The organism is Streptomyces sp. WZ-12 (assembly GCF_028898845.1).
In the GTDB taxonomy this organism is placed as follows: Bacteria; Actinomycetota; Actinomycetes; order Streptomycetales; family Streptomycetaceae; genus Streptomyces.
On record NZ_CP118574.1, the window covers coordinates 1970095 to 1985413 of the forward strand.

Annotated in this window: 14 protein-coding genes; 7 read left to right on the forward strand and 7 right to left on the reverse strand. The window is 72.0% G+C overall.

All coding sequences use genetic code 11. The features are described from left to right. Positions 1-33: 33 nt before the first annotated feature. The 4 genes from PV796_RS08455 to PV796_RS08470 form a co-directional block, all read right to left on the reverse strand. The gene (locus PV796_RS08455; RefSeq protein ID WP_274912313.1) at positions 34-1248 is read right to left on the reverse strand and encodes an acetyl-CoA C-acetyltransferase; all 1215 of its coding nucleotides are present in this window, start codon (positions 1246-1248) and stop codon (positions 34-36) included. A gap of 84 nt (positions 1249-1332) precedes the next feature. Further along, positions 1333-2475 carry an acyl-CoA dehydrogenase family protein gene (locus tag PV796_RS08460; RefSeq protein ID WP_274912315.1) on the reverse strand — a complete coding sequence of 381 codons (1143 nt, stop codon included), beginning with the start codon at positions 2473-2475 and terminating at the stop codon, positions 1333-1335. 139 nt (positions 2476-2614) lie between these two features. Continuing rightward, positions 2615-3199 carry a hypothetical protein gene (locus tag PV796_RS08465; RefSeq protein WP_274912316.1) on the reverse strand — a complete coding sequence of 195 codons (585 nt, stop codon included), beginning with the start codon at positions 3197-3199 and terminating at the stop codon, positions 2615-2617. Further along, complete coding sequence (locus PV796_RS08470) at positions 3199-4365, reverse strand: CaiB/BaiF CoA transferase family protein (protein ID WP_274912317.1); 1167 nt, start codon at positions 4363-4365, stop codon at positions 3199-3201. Before PV796_RS08470 ends, PV796_RS08465 begins: the two co-directional genes overlap by 1 nt. 445 nt (positions 4366-4810) lie before the next feature. On the opposite strand from PV796_RS08470, the gene PV796_RS08475 reads away from it, so the two are divergent. Further along, complete coding sequence (locus tag PV796_RS08475; RefSeq protein WP_274912318.1) at positions 4811-5545, forward strand: MgtC/SapB family protein; 735 nt, start codon at positions 4811-4813, stop codon at positions 5543-5545. A 62-nt stretch (positions 5546-5607) separates the two neighbouring features. On the opposite strand, the gene PV796_RS08480 is transcribed toward PV796_RS08475, so the two are convergent. Further along, positions 5608-7155, reverse strand: coding sequence for a sialate:H+ symport family MFS transporter (locus PV796_RS08480; protein WP_274912320.1), 1548 nt, complete (start codon positions 7153-7155; stop codon positions 5608-5610). 242 nt (positions 7156-7397) lie between these two features. Here PV796_RS08480 and PV796_RS08485 point away from each other — a divergent pair, with 242 nt between their 5' ends. Then, entirely contained in the window at positions 7398-8585 is a 1188-nt protein-coding gene (locus PV796_RS08485; RefSeq protein ID WP_274912322.1) for a saccharopine dehydrogenase family protein, read from the forward strand. Between the two features lie 12 nt (positions 8586-8597). Here PV796_RS08485 and PV796_RS08490 read toward each other — a convergent pair whose 3' ends face one another. After that, a complete protein-coding gene (locus PV796_RS08490) occupies positions 8598-9320 on the reverse strand; it encodes an endonuclease V (protein WP_274912324.1) in 723 nt (240 codons plus the stop codon). Positions 9321-9400: 80 nt separating this feature from the next. Here PV796_RS08490 and PV796_RS08495 point away from each other — a divergent pair, with 80 nt between their 5' ends. Then, positions 9401-9700: a YciI family protein gene (locus PV796_RS08495; protein ID WP_274912325.1), complete on the forward strand. Its 300-nt coding sequence runs from the start codon at positions 9401-9403 to the stop codon at positions 9698-9700. 66 nt (positions 9701-9766) lie between these two features. On the opposite strand, the gene PV796_RS08500 is transcribed toward PV796_RS08495, so the two are convergent. Next, positions 9767-11206, reverse strand: a complete 1440-nt coding sequence (locus tag PV796_RS08500; protein ID WP_274912326.1) for a sugar porter family MFS transporter — start codon at positions 11204-11206, stop codon at positions 9767-9769. 378 nt (positions 11207-11584) lie between these two features. Here PV796_RS08500 and PV796_RS08505 point away from each other — a divergent pair, with 378 nt between their 5' ends. The 4 genes from PV796_RS08505 (at position 11585) to PV796_RS08520 (ending at position 15198) form a co-directional block, all read left to right on the forward strand. Then, positions 11585-12490, forward strand: coding sequence for an SIS domain-containing protein (locus PV796_RS08505; RefSeq protein ID WP_274912327.1), 906 nt, complete (start codon positions 11585-11587; stop codon positions 12488-12490). Between the two features lie 72 nt (positions 12491-12562). Then, positions 12563-13447, forward strand: a complete 885-nt coding sequence (locus PV796_RS08510) for a class II fructose-bisphosphate aldolase (protein ID WP_274912328.1) — start codon at positions 12563-12565, stop codon at positions 13445-13447. Positions 13448-13603: 156 nt separating this feature from the next. Continuing rightward, a complete protein-coding gene (locus PV796_RS08515; protein WP_274912329.1) occupies positions 13604-14407 on the forward strand; it encodes a DeoR/GlpR family DNA-binding transcription regulator in 804 nt (267 codons plus the stop codon). 479 nt (positions 14408-14886) lie between these two features. Then, positions 14887-15198 carry a hypothetical protein gene (locus PV796_RS08520; protein ID WP_274912330.1) on the forward strand — a complete coding sequence of 104 codons (312 nt, stop codon included), beginning with the start codon at positions 14887-14889 and terminating at the stop codon, positions 15196-15198. Positions 15199-15319 lie beyond the last annotated feature (121 nt).

The window sequence follows — 15319 nt, forward strand, 5'->3', positions numbered from 1 at the left end:
CTTGCGTACTCCGTTGTGGGAGGGGACGAGGGGTCAGAGGCGCTCGATGACGGTGGCGACGCCCATGCCGCCGCCGACGCAGAGGGTGGCCAGGCCGTAGCGCTTGTCCTGCCGCTCCAGTTCGTCGACGAGGGTGCCGAGGATCATCGCGCCGGTGGCACCGAGGGGGTGGCCCAGGGCGATGGCGCCGCCGTTGACATTGACCTTGTCCAGGCTGAGGCCCATGTCCTTGACGAAGCGCAGCACGACCGCGGCGAACGCCTCGTTGATCTCGACCAGGTCGATGTCGTCGATGGTCAGGCCGGCCTTGGTCAGCGCCTTGCGGCTGGCCGGCGCGGGGCCGGTGAGCATGATCGTCGGCTCGGACCCGGAGACCGCGGCGGAGATGATCCGGGCCCGCGGGGTCAGGCCGTAGCGCTCGCCGACCTCCTTGGAGCCGATGGCGACCAGCGCCGCGCCGTCGACGATGCCGGAGGAGTTGCCGGCGTGGTGGACGTGGTCGATCTTCTCGACCCAGTGGTACTTCTGGAGCGCGACCGCGTCGAAGCCGCCGGCGTCGCCGATGGCGGCGAAGGAGGGCTTCAGGCCCGCGAGGGAGTCGGCGGTGGTGCCGGGGCGCGGGTGCTCGTCGTGGTCGAGGACGACCAGGCCGTTGCGGTCCCTCACCGGGACGACGGAGCGCTCGAAGCGGGCGTCCTTCCAGGCCGTGGCGGCCCGCTCCTGGGAGAGCGCGGCGTACTCGTCGACGTCGCGGCGGGAGTAGCCCTCGATGGTGGCGATGAGGTCGGCGCTGATGCCCTGTGGGACGAAGCCGGTGTCGAAGTTGGTCATCGGGTCGGCGAACCAGGCGCCGCCGTCGGACGCCATCGGGACCCGCGACATCGACTCCACGCCGCCGGCCAGGACGAGGTCCTCCCAGCCGGAACGGACCTTTGCGGCGGCCATGTTGACGGCTTCGAGGCCGGAGGCACAGAAGCGGTTCTCCTGTACGCCGGCGACGGTGTCGGGCAGCCCGGCGGCGATCGCGGCGATCCGGGCGATGTCGGAGCCCTGGTCGCCGACCGGGCCGACGACGCCCAGCACGATGTCGTCGATCGCGGCCGGGTCCAGGTCGGGGAAGCGCCGCCGCACCTCGTGGATCAGGCCGACGACGAGGTCGATGGGCTTGGTGCCGTGCAGCGCGCCGTTGGCCTTGCCGCGACCGCGGGGGGTGCGGATCGCGTCGTACACATACGCTTCGGTGCTCACTGAAAAGCCTTTCTATCGGCCGGGGTCCGGGGTGCGCGGCGTCAGCCGCTGACGTTCCGGACCGGGGAGGCACGATCGGGAGGGTTAGCCGAGCAGGGAGCGGCCGATGATCTCCTTCATGATCTCGGTCGTCCCTCCGTAGATGGTCTGGATGCGGCCGTCGGTGAAGGCCCGGGCGACGGGGTATTCGGTCATGTAGCCGTACCCGCCGTGGAGTTGCAGGCACCGGTCGGCCACCCGCTTCTGCAACTCGGTGGCCCACCACTTGGCCATCGAGGCGTGCGCCGCGTCGAGGGTGCCCTCGGAGTGGTCGGCGATGCAGCGGTCGAGGAAGGTGCGGGTGACCGCGCACTCGGTGGCCATCTCGGCTATCTCGAACCGGACGTGTTGCAGCTTGGCCAGCGGCCGGCCGAACGCCTCGCGCTCCTTGACGTAGCCGGTGGTGATCTCCAGCAGGTGCTCGGCGGCGGCGATCCCGGCGATCGCTATCGCCAGCCGTTCCTGGGCGAGGTTGGTCATCAGGTGCACGAACGCCCCGTTGAGCTCGCCGAGGAGGTTCTCCTTGGGGACCCGGACGTCGTTGAAGAACAACTCGGCGGTGTCCTGGGACTTCTGGCCGATCTTGTCGAGGTTGCGACCGCGCTCGAAGCCGGCCGCGCCGCGCTCGACCACCAGCAGGCTCAGGCCGTGCGCGCCGCCCTCGGGGGTGGTCTTGGCGACGACGATGACGAGGTCGGCGAGGATCCCGTTGGAGATGAAGGTCTTGGAGCCGTTGAGGACCCAGTGGTCGCCGCGGTCCTCGGCGGAGGTGCGGATGCCCTGGAGGTCCGAGCCGGCGCCGGGCTCGGTCATCGCGATGGCGGTGATGATCTCGCCGCTGCAGAATCCGGGCAGCCAGCGGCGCTTCTGCTCGTCGGTGGCGAGCGAGGTCAGATAGGGGCCGATGATGTCGTTGTGCAGCCCGATGGCGAACCCCGGGGTGCCGGCGCGGGTGAACTCCTCGGCCAGGACGGCGCTGTAGCGGAAGTCGGTGGCGCCCCCGCCGCCGTACTCCTCGGGCACGGCCAGGCCCAACAGCCCCTGCCGGCCGGCCGCCCGCCAGGCGTCCCGGCTGACGATGCCGTCCTTCTCCCACTGCTCGTAGTGGGGCGTCACCTCCTTGGCGAGGAAGGTGCGCACCGTCTCGCGGAAGGCGTCGTGGTCCTCGGTGAAGATCTGGCGCTTCACTCTGCTGTCCCTTCGGGGGATGGTCGTGGGTGGACGGCGGTGCTCACTGCCCGCCCGGGGCCGGGGCCCCGACGAGTGCTTCCTCGTACGGCGGTGAGTGCTCCCCGGTCGGACCGGTGAACGCTCCTCAATCGGGCCTTCAGGGGCGGTCGTTGACGATCCCGATGGCCTTCGCCGAGCCGGGGCCGGGGCGTATGGAACGGGATCGGAGGCTCCGGGGACTCATGGGCTGGGTGGGCCGGGCGGGTTGGGCGAGGGGCCTCGTCCCGGCGGGCTCGGGGTGCGCGGCCGTCCTCCCCTCGGGGGCGGCGGCTGGGGCACCTCCCGACGGCAGTTGGGGATCCGCGGTCGGGAGCGCGCTCGCCCCGCTACGCCCACGGGCGCGCCCTTCGGGCCCGCTCGGCGACACCACCACTCCGTCGCCGCCCGCCACCGCGGCCTCGGCCGCACGCCGCCGGCCGGCGAGGCGGTGCTCCCGGAGTCGGTGCCCTTCGCCGGGGGCGGCGGGATGTCCGTGCCGCCGTGGTCGTCGTCCGGCGCCCGGCGTCGAGGCCAGCGGCGGCACGACCGGACGGCCCCGCAGGCGCGCCCCACGGAGGGCACCCAACTCGACGCCGGGCCAGGCGACTTGCCCGGCCATCTGGGCCCGCTCGGCACGGACCGCGACCGCCTCGCCCGCGCGGCGCGGGTCGGCCGCGTGCCGGAGGCCGGTGGACGGCGCCATCAGTGGGCCGCCTCCTTCCGCTCGGTGTCGCGCGGGCCGGCGTCCGGGGCGGTGAGGCTGGGGACGCGCCAGTCGCGGGCGACCTCTTCGGTGTCCGCGCCGGGGCGGGCGGGAGGTCTGCGGAGCGTCCCGGGGGTGGCGGAGAAGCGGGGCGCGGGGGCGGGTTGGGTGAGGCCGGCGTGCTCGGTGAAGGTGCCGCGGGAGGCGAGGTGCGGGTGCTCGGGGGCCTCGCGCAGCGAGAGCACGGGAGCCACACAGGCGTCGGACTCCTGGAAGACGGCGGTCCATTCGTCCCGCGTGCGGGTCCGGAAGCGGCCGGCGATGGCGGTGCGCAACGCGCCCCAGGCCGCGGGGTCGTCCCGCCCCGGGACCTCGTCCTCGATGCCGAGGAGGCGGACGAACTCGGCGTAGAACCGCGGCTCCAGCGCGCCGACGGCCATATAGCCGCCGTCCGCGGTCTCGTACGCGCCGTAGAACGGCGCGCCGCCGTCGAGCAGATTGGCGCCGCGCCGGTCCTGCCAGCCGCCGGCCGCCAGCATGCCGTGGATCATCGCCGTCAGATGGGCCGTGCCGTCGACGATGGCGGCGTCGACGACCTGGCCCGCGCCGCCCTCGGCGCGGGCGTGCTGGAGCGCGGCGAGGACCCCGATGACGAGATAGAGCGAGCCGCCGGCGTAATCGCCGAGCAGATTGGCGGGGATGACGGGCGGGCCGTCGGGCGGGCCGATCATGCCGAGGGCGCCGGTGATGGCGATGTACCCGATGTCGTGCCCGGCGGTGCCGGCGAGCGGGCCCTGCTGGCCCCAGCCGGTCATCCGGCCGTAGACCAGACAGGGATTGCGAGCCAGGCAGGGCTCGGGCCCGACGCCCAACCGCTCGGCCACGCCCGGGCGGTACCCCTCGATCAGGACGTCGGCGCGCTCGACCAGATCGAGGACCTTCGCGACCCCGGCCGGCTGCTTGAGGTCCACCAGCACCGAGCGCTTGTTGCGGTTGGTGAGGTCGGACGCCGGATCGATGCCCAACCCGGCGCCGCCGGGCCGGTCCACCCGGACGACGTCGGCGCCCAGATCGGCCAACAACATGGCCGCGAACGGGCCGGGGCCGATGCCGGCGAGCTCCACCACCCGCACGCCGCTGAGCGGGCCGTTGCCTGACTCCGTCATTCGCGCCCCATGCCTTCCGCACTGTGACACTTCTGATGTAACACTCGCGATGTTAAGAACGCGTTCCACTTTCCACAAGCCCCCTCGCGCCAAGTGGCCGTCAACGTCAAAAAGCCCGTCGCGTCGATGCTCAACCGCCATCTCCGCCACGGGCCTTCGCGCGCCGCTGTCGCCGCGCCGCTATCCCCCGCCGAGCCGGTCGATGAGCCGCGCGGGGGCTATCCGGCGACCGGGCACCGCCGTTGCCCGCACCGCCGCCGCCCTCTGTCGCACCGGCCTCGTCATGCCGTCCTCCATGTCCGCTCCCCCGTCCCGGCACCGGCGCGGTGCCCCTCAGTGAGCCGCGCATGCGCCCGCGCATCCCGTCACCAACAACGCTAACCGCGACCACTGACAACGGCCCGCACAGCCCCGAACACCGGGCCGGCGGAGGGACAATGCCGTCATGTCACAGCTCTCTTCCGCACTGTTCGACGTCCGCGCCGGGCAGGGACTGCGCCAGTTCGCGGAGCTGGCCATAGCCCTGCTGTTGTCCTCGCTGATCGGGTTGGAGCGCGAGGCCCGGCAGAAAAGCGCCGGGTTGCGCACCCACACCCTCGTCGGCGTGGGCAGCGCTCTGTTCATGGAAGTGTCCATCCACGGCTTCAGCTCCATGCTCGGCATCGAGGGCGTGGCGCTGGACCCCTCCCGGGTCGCCGCGCAGGTCGTCTCCGGCATCGGCTTCATCGGCGGCGGCCTGATCTTCGTGCGCAAGGACGCGGTCCGGGGACTGACCACGGCCGCCACCATCTGGCTGACCTGCGCCATCGGGATGGCGTGCGGCGGCGGGTTGCCGCTGCTCGCGATCGGCGCGACGGCGGTGCACTTCCTCATCGTGCGCGGCTTCTCCAAGGTGTCGGAGCGCATCACCTCGGGCACGGCCCTCGACCGGATAGAGCTGCGCCTGACCTACCAGACACAACGGGGGCTACTGGGGCGGATGTTGGAGCTGTGCACCGGCAGCGGGTTCCGGGTGACCGACGTCCAGGTGGAGACCGCCCCGGCAGACGTCTCCATGGCGGCCGAGGTGCTGCTGCGCATGGAGGGCAGCGGCTCCGCGCACCCCCTGGTCGAGGCGTTGACGGAACTCGACGGCGTCCGCGGGGTGGCACTGGGGCGGCACGACGACAGCACGGAGTGAGCGTCGACCCCCGACGCGCACACCGGAGCCGCCCCGGGTCCCCGTGGGCGGCCCCTCCCCCACTACGGCGCACCCGCCGACGGCTCCCCGCCGTCGGCGTCCGCCGCACGCGCCCCGCGCACTCCGTCCCACCCCGGCCCCGGTTCCCGCCCCGGCATGAGGTGGTCAGCGATCGCCTGACGGTCCACCAACCGCCCGAGCCGCCGCGGAACATCGCCGCCCACCAGGACGACGACCAGGAGCGTCAGCCCGAAGGTGAGCACCGCCAGGGCCCGCCCCAGGGGCATGCCCCGGGCGAGCTGTGCCCCCAGGACCGGCGCCACCGCCCCGCCCAGCGCCCCCGCGTTGTAGACGAACCCGAGCGAGGCGGCGCGGGTCGCGGTCGGGAAGTGGCCCGCGATGTACTTCGGCAGGATCCCGGAGATGCCCTGTCCGAGGGCCAACAGCACGAAGATCAGCACCCCCAGTCCCACCAGGCTCCCGCGCACCGCGAACACCGGGAACACGAACGCCAACGACGCCAACAGGGTCCAGGCGTAGGCGCGTCGGGTCCCCAGCAGATCGCCGGCGAACCCGGCCAGCCAACAGCCGGCCATGGCGCCGAAGCCCGCGAAGAACATCACCGCGCCGACCTGCGCCGGGGTGTAACCGAGGTCCGACTTGAGGTAGGTGGGCAACAGGGACTGCACCGGCCAGCTGTACAGGAACGCGCAGAAGACCGTCACCATCAGGGAGACGTACCGCAACCAGCCCCGGTGTCCGCCCAGTTGCACGGCGAAGGCGACCAGGCACAGCGCGGCGACCGCGGCCGACCAGGGCACGAACCCCGCGCCCAGCGGCGTGAACGCGCAGCACAGCGCGGCGCAGGCGACCGCCGCCAGCGCGGAGTTGGCCCGTCGGCGGGGCCCGCTGACGAACAACGACCAGAACGGATGCGAGCGCTCCGGTACCTCGTCCCCGGGGCGGTGCGCGGCGTCGCCGACCGCGTCCCGCCACTCCGCGGACTCCGGCAGTGATCTACGCATCCACAGGGCGACCAGGACGGGCAGCACCCCGATCCAGAACATCCAGCGCCAGCCCCCTACGGGCACCACCCAGGCGTAGAGCTGACCGGCCAGCACCGTGCCGCCCGCATAGCCGGAGATGAGGAATCCGGAGGCCCGGTTGCGCAGCCGTGCGGGCCAGCTCTCCAGGACGTACGTCACGCTGGTGCTGTACTCCCCCGCCATGCCCAGCCCGATCACCAACCGGGCGGCGAACAGGCTGGTGTAGTCCCAGGCGAACCCGCAGGCGAAGGTGCCCAGCGAGTAGAGCAGGATGCTGGCCACCATGGCCGCTCGCCGGCCGCGGCGGTCGCCCAGCGCCCCCAGGAGCGCACCGCCCAGCCACCGGGTGATGAAGGCGGCGGAGACGAGCGAGGCCGCGGTGGCGGTGTCCAGGCGGAAATCGTGGGCGATCTCGGTCAGCACCAGGGTGATCAGCACGAAGTCGAAGCCGTCCAGGAGGTAGCCGATCCAGGCGGCGGCCAGCGCCTTCCACTGGCGCGGGGCGACCTCGCGCCACCAGGCGCGGCGCGGCGCCCGGTCCGGGGTGTCCACGGGGCGCGTCATCGCGGGATCGGGCCTCCTCCAAGAGACGCCCGACTCACGGCAGTTGCGTACCCGCACGCTCTCACCCAAACAGGACGTCGGACGTCCCATCTCATCGCATGAATCTGGCCCCGTGCGCGCTCCACGTCAATACCGCACCTGGCCCCCTTCCCATGTCCCCGCCAAACGTCCCCTCCCCGCCCGTCGTTGACGTTCCGCCGGCGCCCTGCCTAGGGTCCGGACCTCGGACCAGGGAGGACCCCATGCCACGGCACGACACCTCGGGGCGGGACCACGACGTCGTCCTGTACGGAGCAACCGGGTTCGCCGGCGCGCTCACCGCCATGTATCTGGCCCGGCACGCCCCCGCGGACTGCCGCTGGGCGCTCGCCGGCCGCAGCACCGCCAAACTGGAGCGCCTGCGTGACCAGTTGGCGGCCCTCAATCCGGCCTGCGCGGACCTGCCGCTGCTCCTGGCCGACAGCGCCGACCCGGAGTCGCTGCGCGCCCTCGCCGTCGGCACCCGCGTCCTGGCCACCACCGTCGGGCCCTATCTGCTGCACGGCGAACCGCTCGTCGCGGCGTGCGCCGAGGCCGGCACCGACTACCTGGACCTCACCGGCGAGCCGGAGTTCGTCGACCGGGTGTATCTGCGCCACGACGCCGCCGCCCGCGCGTCCGGGGCGCGGCTCGTGCACGCCTGCGGCTTCGACTCCGTCCCGTGCGACCTGGGCGTGCACTACACGGTCGGCCTGCTCCCCAAGGGCGTCCCGCTGCGCATCGACGGCTTCGTGCGGACCAACGCGTCGTTCTCCGGCGGCACTCTGGCCTCCGCGTTGACCGCGGTCGGGCGGCCGGCCGCCATGGCGCGGGTCGCCCGGGCCCGCCGACGGTCCGAGGCGCCGCCCGCCGGCCGCAGCGTGCGCGCCCCCTTCGGGCCGCCCGTACGGAGCCGCGAGACCCGCACCTGGGGCATCCCGCTGCCCACCCTGGACCCACGGGTCGTGGCTCGCTCGGCGGCCGCCCTCGACGACTACGGTCCGGACTTCCGGTACCGGCACTACGCGGGGGTGCGCAGGCTGCCGACGGCGCTCGCCGGGGTGGTGGGCGCGGGGGCGCTGTCCGCGCTCGCCCAAGTACCGCCCGCTCGCCGGTGGTTGTCCGGGCGGCTGCAACCGGGCGAGGGGCCGCCCCCGGAGCGGCGGGCGCGTAGTTGGTTCGTGGTGCGGTTCGTGGCGTCGGGCGGCGGGACCCGCCTGATCACCGAGGTCGCGGGCGGCGATCCCGGTTACGGCGAGACCGCGAAGATGCTCGCCGAGGGGGCGCTCAGCCTGGCCTTCGACGAACTCCCGGACACCGCGGGCCAGGTGACGACGGCGGTGGCCATGGGGGACGCGCTCACCCGGCGGCTCCGGGATGCCGGGATCACGTTCCGGGTCGTCCGCGGGTAGCCGGACCGGCCGTCAGGCGCCGGCCAGCGCCTGACGGCACAGGGAGTCGGCGGCCCGGGTGGTCTCCGGTAGGCGGTAGGCCGGGGCCAGGTGGAGCGTGTGCGCGCACGCCCGGTCGAGGTCCACCCGGTGACCGACGGAGACGAACACCGGCTTGACGCCCTTCTGGGTGCGCAGGGCACGTCCCACCTCTTCGGGCGCTCCACCCGCCGCCCGGTCGTCCAGCAGCGGGGAGGTGGCACCGCGCTCCGGGCCCGGCGCCTCGTACCGGAAGGCGAAGGGGTTCTTGGCGACCCCGATGGTGGGCAGTCCCGTCAACACCCCCAGGTGGCTGGCGAGTCCGAAGCGCCGTGGATGGGCGAGCCCGTAGCCGTCGCAGACCACCAGGCCGGGTGTACGGGCGAGCCGGTCCAGCGCGTCGAGCACCGTCGGGATCTCCCGGAAGGCCAGCAGACCTGGGACGTACGGGAAGGCGACCGGGCCGACGGCGGTGGCCTCGTCGACGACCGCGAGGGTGCGGGCGTCGAGGGCGACAGCGGCTGCGGCGACCACGTCCCGCTCGTCGCCGTAGGCGACGTCGACGCCGACCACGGTGCCTTCGAAGCCCGGCTCGGGCCCGGCCTCGTCGAGTCGTACGTGGGCGCGCAGCCGGTCCTGGACCGCACGGGCCGAGGCTTCGTCCGCCGGCCAGTGCCGCAGTTCGTCGGCGCGGGAGATGCTTGCGGAGGTGTCCATGGTGCCGGCAACGCTACCGAACCGCCGGCCGGGCGGGTGCGCCGCGGGCGGCCCGCGGCACGCGCTCTATATTTGCTGTCATGTTCGTGCTGGAGCTGACCTACACCGCGCCCCTCGACCGCGTCGACGCCGCCCTTCAGGACCATGTGGCGTGGCTGGAACGGGGCTATGACGCCGGCCACTTCATCGCGTCCGGGCGGAAGAACCCCCGGGACGGCGGCGTGATCATCGCCACCGGCACCGACCGGGCGACCATGGAGAAGCTCACGGCCGAGGACCCGTTCGTGCGCGCCGGCGTCTGCACGTACCGGATCACCGAGTTCGTGGCGACCAAGACCGCGCCGGCCCTGGCGGAGTACCGGGAGCAGCTCCCGTCCTGACACTCCCGTCCGGGCCACGTGCTGCCTACGGGGCGCGTGGTGTGCCGCGGCTCCTCCTGGCGCGCGCTATGACGGGGCGGCCGGGGAGGCGGCCGAATTGCCCAGCGGTCCGGGGTCGGCCGTACCGGTGGCGGACGCGGTGGGCCAGCGGCCGCCGTTGCGCCAGTAGCCCTGGATCTCCTCCAGTTGGCGGCCCTTGGTCTCGGGCGCGGTGAACGCGGCGAACGCCAGGGCTCCGACAGCGAGCACGCCCAGGCCCGCGAAGGTCGGGGCGGGGCCCAGCTTCGTCATCAGCGACGGGAAGAACTGGGCGATCAGGAGGTTGGCGACCAGGTCGGCGGTGAGCATCGCCGACGCCCCCGTGGAGCGCAGCTGGGCGGGGAACGCCTCGCTCGCGTAGACCCAGATCAGCGATCCGAAGCCGAAGTTGAAGGCGGCGGTGAAGAGGAGGATCGCGGCGAAGCCCACCCAGGTGGTGGTGCCGTGCAGCTCGCCCGCGCTGAAGACGACGGTGAGCACCGCGAGCATCACCACCATCGTGCCGATCCCGGTGAGCAGCACCATCCGGCGGCCCAGGCGGTCGATGATGAGGATCGCCAGCACCGTGGCCACCAGGGAGGCGAGTTCGACGAAGGACGGCAGCAGGAAGTTCTGGCCGTTGCCGGTGAAGCCCATCTGCTCGAAGATCTGCGGGCTGTAGTACGTCACGGCGTTGATGCCGGTGATCTGGCAGAAGAAGCCGAGGCCGACGACGAAGAGCGCGGCGCGGAGGTACGGCTTGCGCAGCAGCGAACGCGCCGAGCCGCCGCTCTCCTCGGCCAACGCGGCGCGCACCGCGGCGACTTCGGCGTGCGCGTCGGCTTCGGGGTCGGTCCTCGCCATGACCTCGACGGCCCGTTCGTCGCGCCCCTTGAGGACGTACCAACGGGGCGTGTCCGGCAGCCGGAAGAGCGGGATCAGGACGATCGCCGCCGGGATCGCCGAGAGGCCGAGCATCCAGCGCCAGTGACCGCCGCCGGACAGGCCCCAGTTGACGAAGTAGGTGAGGACGATGCCCACGACCGTGGCCACTTGGTAGGCGGCCACGGAGGCGCCCCGGATGCGGGCGGGGCTCGCTTCGGCGACGTAGAGAGGCGCCGCCACGATGGAGATGCCGATCGCGATGCCGAGCAGGAAACGGACGGCGTCGAGCACCACGACGTTGGGGGCGAACGCGGACAGGGCAACGAAGACCGCGTACGAGCTGGCGACGATCAGCATCGCGGCTCTGCGGCCCAGCACGTCGGCCAGCTTGCCGCCGAACATCGCGCCGAGTATCGACCCGAAAACCAGGATGCTGTTGACCAGTCCCTTTTCGGTCTCGGTGAGGCCGAAGTCCTTGCTGAGGAACACCAGGGCACCGGAGATGCTGCCGGTGTCGTAGCCGTAGATGACGCCGACGACGGCGCCGGTGAGGGCGAACAGGCCGCCGGCGCGGCGCGGCGCGGCGATCGGGGCAGTGGACATGGGGAGTCCTTAGTGCGACGGAGCGTCATTGCTGCGTACTGCGTGACGGGCACCGGGGCGCCACGTCGACGGTCACGCCCGGACCGCGCATGACCGATCTTGCGAATATCAGGCACCTTTCACGCACCTGTCAACAATGAACTACCCAATTTCCCTTCCCCGCCACGCCACGCCATATCCCCCAACTCCCTTACGCAGACACCCAACTGCAGACCTCTCTACCGCGATCACTCGCACGAGGGATGGAACGCGTGCACGAACATGCGTAGAGTCGGCATCAGCAAAGCAGAAAGTTGCATCGAGACTGCAATACTGCGCTCCATCACGCACCATCCATCACCCATCCCCACCAGGGATCACGCACCACGGGAGGCGTCCATGAGCGAGACCTCGTACATGGAGCAGGAACTGCGCAGCCAGCCGGAGACCTGGCGGGAGGCGGCGCGCATCGGAGCCGCCGGCGGGCCACTGCCCAAGGCCGGCCAGCGCGTGGCCGTGATCGGCTGCGGCACCTCGTGGTTCATGGCCCAGTCCTACGCCGCCCTGCGCGAGGGCGCCGGCCTGGGCGTCACGGACCCCTTCCCCGCGTCGGAGGCGTTCCTCGACGGCGACCGCGGCTACGACGCGGTGGTGGCGATCACCCGCTCCGGCACGACGACCGAGGTGCTGCGGGTACTGGAGGCGGTACGGGGCCGCATCCCCACGGTGACGCTGCTCGGCGACCCGGAGACGCCGGCGGTCGAACTGTCCGACGCTACGGTCGAGTTGCCGTTCGCCGACGAGCGGTCCGTGGTGCAGACCCGCTTCGCGACCACGGCACTGACCCTGCTGCGCGCGCAACTGGGCCACGACGTCTCACGGGCGGTGGACGACGCCGAGGAGGCGCTGGCCGCGCCGGTGGCACAGGAGTGGGTGGACGCCGAGCAGTTCTCGTTCCTCGGCAGCGGCTGGACGTACGGCCTGGCCAACGAGGCCGCCCTCAAGATGCGGGAGGCATCGCAGAGTTGGACCGAGTCCTACCCGGCGATGGAATACCGGCACGGCCCGATCTCGATAGCTGCACCTGGCCGGGTGACCTGGCTCTTCGGGCCGGCACCGGAGGGCCTGGAGGCGGACGTGGCTCGGACCGGAGCGCACTTCGTGTCCCACGAGCGGGATCCACTGGCCGACCTGGTTCTCGTCCAGCGGGTCGCCCTGGAGCGGGCACGCGCCCGCGGCCTGGACCCGGACAACCCCCGCAGCCTCACCCGCTCCGTGATGCTCCAGGAACCAGCCACTCCCTAGCCATCCGACGTTACCCCTCTCTTCTCCCCTCCCCGACCTCAACCGACCGGTTCCACAAGGGAGTCAGGACACATGCCCCTCGTCCCCACCGCGTCGATCGTCGATGCCGCGCGTGACGCGCGGGTCGGCGCCGCGGCCTTCAACGTCATCCATCTGGAAACCGCCGAGGCACTGGTCACCGCCGCGGAGCGCACGGACCGCCCGCTGATCCTCCAGATCAGCGAGAACTGCATCCGCTATCACGGCAGTCTGCTGCCCCTCACCCGGGCCACGCTGGCCCTCGCCGAGGAGTCCACGGCCCGGATCGCGGTCCACCTCGATCACCTCACCCAGGCGGAGTTGGTCCACCAGGGCATCGCGGCCGGCGTGAGATCGGTCATGATCGACGCCTCCGCCCTCCCCTACGAGCAGAACGTCGCCACAACCGCCACCCTCGCCGCCTGGTGCCACGAACGGGGCGCCTTCGTCGAGGCGGAGCTCGGCGAGGTCGGCGGGAAGGACGGCGTCCACGCGCCCGGAGCGCGCACGGACCCGGCCGAGGCCCTGCCCTTCGTCCAGGCCACCGGCGTGGATGCGCTCGCCGTCGCCGTCGGCTCCTCGCACGCGATGCGGGAGCGCACCGCCGAACTGGACAAGGAGTTGATCGCGGCGCTGCGCACCACGCTGCCGGTCCCCCTGGTCCTGCACGGCTCCTCCGGCGTGCCGGACGACGAACTCCGCCGCGCCATCGCCGCCGGCATGACGAAGATCAACATCTCCACGCACCTGGTCTCCGTCTTCACCGGCTCAATACGGCGCACGCTGGACGCGGACCCGTCGCTGGTGGACTCCCGCAAGTACATCAAGCCCGCACGGGAGGCGGTCGCGCAGGAGGCGGCCCGGCTGCTGGAGGTGCTGAACACTCCGGTGACGGCACCCACGGAGCTCCGGGTGGCGGAGACCACAGCTCGGGGGTGAGCGGAGTGGCTGAGGCGACCTCGACCTGATCGCAGTGACCGCGAGCGAATGCCCGGCCGCCGCGAGCGGGGCCTGGGAACGGTCGACTGGTGGAGGTGAGCAGGTGTTCGTGGGCCGGGAAGCGCTGTGGTGGGGGCGACGAATTAGGCTCGCGCCATGAAGCGCCATGAACGAATGAACGCACTGCTTGAGCTGCTCGGGGACCGGGGCCGGGTGGATGTCGAGGAGGCGGCGACCGAGCTGGAGGTCTCGGCGGCCACGATGCGGCGCGACATGGATGCCCTCGCCCAGCAGCAGTTGCTGGTCCGCACTCGCGGTGGCGCGGTGCTGAGTTCGGTGGCGTACGACCTGCCGATCCGGTACAAGCACGGGCACCGGTCGGCGGAGAAGGAGTCCGTGGCGAAGGCGGCGGCGCGGCTGGTGGAGCGAGGCGACGTGGTCGGGCTGAGCGGGGGGACGACGACCACCGCGATCGCGCGGGTGCTCGCCACCCGGTCCGACTTCGCGGAGTCGGATCCGCAACCCCAGCTCACGATCGTCACCAACTCGCTGAACATCGCCAACGAGCTGGCCGTCCGGCCGCAGATCAAGATCGTGCTCACGGGTGGTGTGGCGCATTCCCGTTCGTATGAACTCGTGGGCCCGTTCAGCGAGTTGGTGCTCCAGCAGATCTCCATCGATATCGCGTTCATCGGGGCCAACGGCGTGGATCCGGTGATGGGGGCCACGGTGCACGACGAGGCCGAGGCCCGGATCAACCGGCTCATGGCCGAGCGCGCGCGGCGGGCCGTGATCGTCGCGGACTCGTCGAAGATCGGTCAGCGGTGCTTCGCCAGGGTCGGCGACGCGGATGTTTTCGACACCCTCATCACGGATGGTGCGGTGTCCGAGGAAACGCGTCGGGAGTTCACGGAGCGCGGGGTGAAGGTGCTGGCGGCCCGGCCCTCCGGCAACGACTGAGAATTGACGGAAGTGGGGGGAGGGGGAGTTGGAGTGCGGTTCAGCAGCTTGATGGCCGGGCCGTCGTCGACGAGACGTTGAGGCGTTGAGGCGTCGACCTGCGTTGAGACGTCGACCTGTGCGGCACGGGTGGCGCGCTGGTCAGGGGGTCGGGGGCACGAGGGCAGCGCAGCGCGGAATGGATGTATAGGGGTGCTGACGCCGGTCACTGGCGTGCCTACGGAGTGGTGAACCCCGGGTGGCTACCGGGGGCCGAAATCCGGGGTGCGGGTGTGGAGAATGAGGCGGAGCCCAGGGCGACAGGGCGGGGGCCGATGCCTAGGTGGGCGTGATAGGCGTGGTGGACGTCCCGGGCGTTCCGGCGCCGTTGGCGCGATAGTGGAGTGGGCTGGGAGACGCGGGTGGGGCGGAGTGGTCTGCCGGACGATGGTGAGGGCCGGGCGGTGTGCCGTCCCGGCGTATTGAGCGGGGGAAAGCGGATGCGGAAGATCTTGTCGATAGCAGTGACGGGGGCGGTGTGTGGCGCCTCGCTGACGCTCGCCGCGGCACCGCAGGCGATGGCCGCCGAGCACGTACCGCGGTGCGTGAAGGTGCGTGCGTTCTTCGACCGGGGCGAGCAGCGTTACGTCCGGTTGACGAACCTGTGCGCCAAGCGGCCGGCGTGCTACACCATCGTCGTCCCGCAGCACGCGGACCGGCGCGGCCGGCTCCCGCAGGGCGTGACGAAGGACGTGTTGTACGGGACGGCCGCTGGACCGCGGGCCCTGTATGTGAAGAACGCGGCCTGTTAGGGCGGTCAGGAGCGGGCGGGTAGCGGGGCCGCCGGGTGCGGCCTGGTGCGGGCTGGGGTGGTCCCGGGCTGTCGCTCAGCCGCGGGGGAACGCGGTGCGTTCATGGTTTGTGGGAGGGCGG

Bases quoted from the DNA above. Each gene is read 5' to 3' on its own strand.
- PV796_RS08500 (WP_274912326.1), bottom strand. From the start codon at position 11,206: ATGTCCACTGCCCCGATCGCCGCGCCGCGCCGCGCCGGCGGCCTGTTC.
- PV796_RS08515 (WP_274912329.1), top strand. From the start codon at position 13,604: ATGAAGCGCCATGAACGAATGAACGCACTGCTTGAGCTGCTCGGGGAC.
- PV796_RS08470 (WP_274912317.1), bottom strand. From the start codon at position 4,365: ATGACGGAGTCAGGCAACGGCCCGCTCAGCGGCGTGCGGGTGGTGGAG.
- PV796_RS08475 (WP_274912318.1), top strand. From the start codon at position 4,811: ATGTCACAGCTCTCTTCCGCACTGTTCGACGTCCGCGCCGGGCAGGGA.
- PV796_RS08480 (WP_274912320.1), bottom strand. From the start codon at position 7,155: ATGACGCGCCCCGTGGACACCCCGGACCGGGCGCCGCGCCGCGCCTGG.
- PV796_RS08485 (WP_274912322.1), top strand. From the start codon at position 7,398: ATGCCACGGCACGACACCTCGGGGCGGGACCACGACGTCGTCCTGTAC.
- PV796_RS08465 (WP_274912316.1), bottom strand. From the start codon at position 3,199: ATGGCGCCGTCCACCGGCCTCCGGCACGCGGCCGACCCGCGCCGCGCG.
- PV796_RS08510 (WP_274912328.1), top strand. From the start codon at position 12,563: ATGCCCCTCGTCCCCACCGCGTCGATCGTCGATGCCGCGCGTGACGCG.
- PV796_RS08505 (WP_274912327.1), top strand. From the start codon at position 11,585: ATGAGCGAGACCTCGTACATGGAGCAGGAACTGCGCAGCCAGCCGGAG.
- PV796_RS08495 (WP_274912325.1), top strand. From the start codon at position 9,401: ATGTTCGTGCTGGAGCTGACCTACACCGCGCCCCTCGACCGCGTCGAC.
- PV796_RS08520 (WP_274912330.1), top strand. From the start codon at position 14,887: ATGCGGAAGATCTTGTCGATAGCAGTGACGGGGGCGGTGTGTGGCGCC.
- PV796_RS08490 (WP_274912324.1), bottom strand. From the start codon at position 9,320: ATGGACACCTCCGCAAGCATCTCCCGCGCCGACGAACTGCGGCACTGG.